At 67.4% G+C, this 3626-nt stretch carries 6 protein-coding genes; 4 read left to right on the top strand and 2 right to left on the bottom strand.

Annotated features, from left to right (window positions below; translation table 11 throughout):
• Positions 1 to 765, bottom strand: a 765-nt coding sequence (locus VN856_RS27535; RefSeq protein ID WP_325695210.1) for a histidinol dehydrogenase, incomplete at its 3' end; no start/stop codon positions are given.
• 83 nt (positions 766 to 848) lie between these two features.
• Here VN856_RS27535 and VN856_RS27530 point away from each other — a divergent pair.
• Entirely contained in the window at positions 849 to 1259 is a 411-nt protein-coding gene (locus tag VN856_RS27530; RefSeq protein ID WP_325695208.1) for a nitroreductase family deazaflavin-dependent oxidoreductase, read from the top strand.
• Here VN856_RS27530 and VN856_RS27525 read toward each other — a convergent pair.
• Positions 1256 to 2284, bottom strand: coding sequence for an alcohol dehydrogenase catalytic domain-containing protein (locus tag VN856_RS27525; RefSeq protein WP_325695206.1), 1029 nt, complete (start codon positions 2282 to 2284; stop codon positions 1256 to 1258). The genes VN856_RS27530 and VN856_RS27525 overlap by 4 nt on opposite strands.
• A 40-nt stretch (positions 2285 to 2324) precedes the next feature.
• On the opposite strand from VN856_RS27525, the gene VN856_RS27520 reads away from it, so the two are divergent.
• The 3 genes from VN856_RS27520 to VN856_RS27510 all read left to right on the top strand — a co-directional run.
• Positions 2325 to 2891 (top strand): TetR/AcrR family transcriptional regulator, encoded by a 567-nt coding sequence (locus VN856_RS27520; protein ID WP_325695204.1) that lies wholly within the window; start codon positions 2325 to 2327, stop codon positions 2889 to 2891.
• Between the two features lie 75 nt (positions 2892 to 2966).
• A complete protein-coding gene (locus VN856_RS27515) occupies positions 2967 to 3242 on the top strand; it encodes a hypothetical protein (RefSeq protein ID WP_325695202.1) in 276 nt (91 codons plus the stop codon).
• The coding region (locus VN856_RS27510) for a hypothetical protein (protein WP_325695201.1) at positions 3243 to 3626 on the top strand (384 nt) is incomplete at its 3' end. It abuts the gene before it with no gap.

The raw sequence follows: 3626 nt of genomic DNA, 5'->3' as shown, positions 1-3626 counted from the left end.
ATCGGCCAGGATCGCGATCTCCGTCGGCCCGGCCTCGGCGTCGATACCGACCCGCGAGCGGCAGAGTCGTTTGGCCGCAGTGACGTAGATGTTGCCGGGGCCGGTGATCATGTCGACGGGAGCCAGTTCGGTGCCGTCGGTGTCATCGCCGCCGTAAGCCATCAGCGCCACCGCCTGGGCCCCGCCGACCGCCCATACTTCGTCGACGCCGAGCAGCCGCGCAGCGGCCAAGATGGTTGGGTGCGGCGAGCCGACGAACCGGCCTTGCGACTGGGCCTGCGGTGGGCTGGCCACCACCAGCGAGCCGACACCGGCGGCCTGCGCCGGCACCACGTTCATCACCACGCTCGACGGGTACACCGCATTCCCGCCGGGCACGTACAGCCCGACACGCTCGACGGGAACCCACCGCTCGGTGACGGTGGCGCCGGGCCCGAGCGTGGTCGTCACATCGGACCGCCGCTGGTCGGCGTGCACCGCGCGGGTGCGTTCGATCGCCACCTCGAGCGCGGCCCGGACATCGCGGTCCAGACCGGCCAGCGCGGCGTCCAACTCGGCGCTGGGAACTCGAATCGTCGGCGGGCGCACCCCATCGAACGATTCGCTGTAGTCCAGCGCGGCTTCCGCACCGCGATCAGCGACCGCGTCGACGATCGGTCGCACCGTCGACAGGGCGGCCTCCACGTCCACTCCGCCGCGGGGCAACGCCGCCCGCAGCCGGGCGGTGGACAAGTCTGCGCCCCGCAGATCGATGCGCGCCATCACAGTCACGTCAACCATTGTCCCAGAGCAGAGCAACTGCATATCGGACCGGTAGTGTGACCGCACCCGACGAAAACGGAGTCGCCATGTCCCGAAAGGACCATCCCAACAACGCCCCGGGCATCCCGATGATCTTCCCGGTCTGGTTTGAGAACTTCCAAACCAAGTACTTCAACCCGGTGGTCAAGCCGATCGCGCGCTACCTTCCGACGTTCTCGGTGATCAAGCACCGTGGCCGCACCTCCGGCAAGCAGTACGAAACCATTGTCACCGCCTACCGCAAGGGCAACGTGCTGGCGATCGGACTGGCCCACGGCAAGACCGACTGGGTGAAAAACGTGCTGGCTGCGGGCGAAGCCGACGTGCACTTCATCCGCAAGGACGTGCACATCACCAACCCGCGGGTGCTGCCTCCCGGCAGCGACGGCGCGGGGCTGCCCTTCTTTGCCCGCCAGCAGATCGGCCGGGTTGCGGTCTTCGTCGGCGACATCGCCTAAGCGCGGGTGAAGACGGTCTTGCCGGCCATCGTCGGCCAGGCCGACGGCGCGTCCTCCCACGGCACGACGCGGTCGACGACCGGCAGCAGGTCGCATCCACCGGCCAGCACGTCCAGAATCTCCGGGATGACGGCACGGGCGCTGACCCGCCCGGTGATAAAGCGCACACCTCGCGTGTACATCGGCAGCAGCGGCATCTCGACGTTGTATTCGGGGTAAATCCCGGTGTCGGTGCACACGCCGTCAGGCCAGGTGGCACGTAGCGATGCGGCGAGCAGCGCTGAATCGCCGCTGGTGTGCACGGTGACCGGATAGGGATCCCAGGACTTGTCGGGTTTGGCCAGGTCATGGACCGCAGCCCCGAGCTTCTCGGCCGCCGCCAGGCGGCCCGAATCGGTATCAACGTAATCGACGTGGAAGCCGAGCGCTGCCGCGAACGCCGTCGCGTACAGCCCGATCGACAGGCGGCCGACGACGAGGACGCGGCGATCGGCCACATCGAGCCCGGAGAGCTCCGCGCGGTAGGGTCCAACCGCGCGCCAGCCGTCGGGAATGTTGTCCGAAAGTGAGGCAATAGCGGTCACGTCCACGGCGTCGGGAACAGGGATCAACATCGCGTCGGCGTACGGCACGAGTACCAGGTCGCTCATGAAACCGCCGCCGTCAAGACCGGCAAGCGGGGCCATGCCGTACATCGCCATCATCGGCAGCGAACCGCACGAACCCGTGACGCCGCGGCGGCATTCGCGGCAGTATCCGCAGCTGATCTGAAAAGGCACGACCACGCGGTCGCCGACTCGTACGCCGGATACGTCGTCGCCCACCGCGACAACCTCGCCGAGTCCCTCATGGCCGACTGCATGTCCTGGCGGCATCGGCAATCGGCCGTGGACAACAGCGACATCCAGGTCGCAGCAGGCCACCGCCAACGGCCGGACCAACGCTTGCTGTGGCTGGGTGATCTCCGCGTCGGCGACGTCGCGCCATGCGTACCGACCGGCCTCTTCGAACGTCAGCTGCCTCATTCCAGCATTCTTGAGTGATTGCTCAAGTATTGTCAATAGCGTGCCGAGACCAGACCGCAGCCGGGCCACGTTGATCGACACCGCGGCCACCCTGTTCCGCCGTCAGGGGTACGCGGCGACCGGGCTCAGCCAGATCCTTAACGAGGCAGCGGTAAAGCCAGGTTCGCTGTATCACCACTTCCCGCGGGGAAAGCAGCAGCTGGCTGCCGCAGTCGTCGACGGCACCGGAGCTGCCATCGAGCAACTGCTGCGCAAATTTCTGGCCGGCGGACAACCGGTGGCCGACATCGTCGACCGGTGGATTGCACTGCTGGCCGCCGGCCTGACGGCCGACCGGCGTGACGGCTGCCCAATCGAGCCGATCGCCACTGAGTCGGTCAATGCCAGCGCCCTGGTGCGGGAAGCGTCGGCACGTGCCTTCACCGGCTGGTGCACAGCCATCGAAGAGCGGCTGTGCGCCGATGGCTGGCCGGCGGTCGAAGCGAAAAGCGTTGCTATTGCCGTTATTTCGCTGATCGAAGGAGCGTTGATCTTATCCCGCATCGCCGGCGACGTGGCCGCGCTCGAGGCCGCCAAACCGGCAGCCCGCCGCTTGCTTAGCCGCTAGATCGCGGCGCCCAGCGCGCCTATCCTGGACGGACGGGGCGCAGGCATGACTCGTGATGAATTATTCGCTTCGATCGTGGCGACACGCCCCGGTCGCGATGACCTCGTGTACCTGGAGCGCCGCGGCGACTGCTACGACTGGCGATTGTTGACCGTCCTGGAAAACCGCTCTGCGACCGCCGCGCCCGACGTGTGGATGTGCATTTCGGCCGCCTGGCCTCTTGACGAACCCGAACGGCTGCGTCCGTTCTTCGACGACCTGCTCGCCGAGCTCGAGTCGATGGCCGACACCGCCGACCGGTGTCGGTGGCCGATCGACGAGCCTTGGCCGGATCATGCCCACCAGCACTGAATGGCTGGACAGATGGTCGACTATCGAATCACCGCCGCGGAGCGCACCCGGTTCAAACGCTGCCGGCGACAGTGGGACTTCGCCTCGCCGCATCGCCGCGACCTGCAATCCAGCGGTGTCGTCGAACCCGCGCTGCCGGCCGCACTCAAGGACGCGCTGGCCGTGTATTACTACCCGGGCACCTGGGACTGGCAGCACGAGGTGACCCAGCCGCTGGTGCACAAGGCGCTCGAGCGGTCGCTGAGCGAAGCCGGCGCAGCCGAATCGCAGAACCACGGGGCGGCGCTGCTGGACTGCTATGACGCCTGGGCGCATGCGGTCGACGACTTCGCGCCGGTCAAGATCTCCCTCGACGTCGAGGCGCTGGTCCCAGATCCCGACGAC

The sequence above is a fragment of the Mycobacterium sp. genome (assembly GCF_035603715.1).
In the GTDB taxonomy this organism is placed as follows: Bacteria; Actinomycetota; Actinomycetes; order Mycobacteriales; family Mycobacteriaceae; genus Mycobacterium.
Note: the sequence above shows the minus strand (reverse complement) of the source record. Positions and strands in the feature narration are given on the sequence as shown.